The 1,081-nt window shown below is 79.3% G+C and carries 1 pseudogene; it reads left to right on the top strand.

Annotated elements, in window-relative coordinates:
* Positions 1–1,081 (top strand): annotated as a pseudogene (locus IH13_RS0102470) (acyl-CoA synthetase); the annotation flags it as partial.

The raw sequence follows: 1,081 nt of genomic DNA, 5'->3' as shown, positions 1-1,081 counted from the left end.
GGCCCGGCACAGCGGCTCCCCCCCGCCGGGCCACGCGGTGCCGGTCAGCCGGATCCCCGACGCGACGGTCTCCGCGCTGATGAGGCAGGCGGGCGTGATCCGCGTCGACACCGTGACGGAGATGGTCGACGTCGGCGTGCTCCTCGCCGACCAGCCCCTCCCGGAGGGGCCCCGGGTGGCCATCCTCGGCAACTCGGAGTCGCTCGGGCTGCTCACCTTCGACGCCTGCCTGGCGGAGGGGCTGCGCCCGCGCCCGCCGCGCGACCTCACGACGGAGGCGGAACCCGAGGACTTCCGGGACGCACTGGCCGAGGCGCTGGCCGACACGACCTGCGACGCGGTGATCGTCACCGCGATCCCCTGGGTGGGGGAGAACGGCGAGGCCTACACCGGCGAGGGCGAGGTGCTGGCCGCCGCCCTGCGCGAGGCGGCCTCCACGGGGACCGCGAAGCCGGTGGCGGTGGTGCACGTCGAGATGGGCGGCCTGGCCCAGGCGCTGGCCGCGGCCGCGAGCACGGCGACCCCGGCGACCCCGGCGAGGCCCGGGCCTCCGGCACCCGCGGACCAGGGCGGCCGGGCCCGGACACAGCCCCGGGGCACGCCCCCCTCCGGGGCGCCCGCGCCCTCCCCGCGCACGGACCCTGCGAGCGGTCTCCGGGGAGCCGGGGACGCGCACGGGGACAGCGCGGTGCGGCCGGGCACACCCGGAGCGGCCCCGGGCGCCCCCGGGGCACCGGGCGGCGACCAGACCGCCGCAGCGGGCGGCGCGAGGAGGGGCGCAATCCCCGCCTACCCCGCCGCCGAGCGGGCCGTCCGGGCGCTCTCCGAGGCCGTGAAGTACGCACAGTGGCGACGCCAGGCGACCGCCCCCGGCAAGGTGCCCGAGTTCCTGGACGAGACCATCGACGAGCACGCCGCCGCCGCACGGATCGACGCACTGCTCGGCCCCGCCCCCGATCCACGGGGCCGCCCCCTCACCCAGGACGAGGCAACCGGCCTGCTCGGCGACTACGGCATCATCGTGCGGCCCGGGCTCCCGGCCCCCGACGTGGAGGCCGCCGTCGCCGCCGCCGCGCGGCTC

Origin of the sequence: Streptomyces sp. NRRL WC-3549, assembly GCF_000721935.1 — a bacterium.
Lineage (GTDB): Bacteria > Actinomycetota > Actinomycetes > Streptomycetales > Streptomycetaceae > Streptomyces.
The sequence above is the reverse complement of the archived record's forward strand: the minus strand, read 5'-3'. Positions and strand labels throughout refer to the sequence as shown.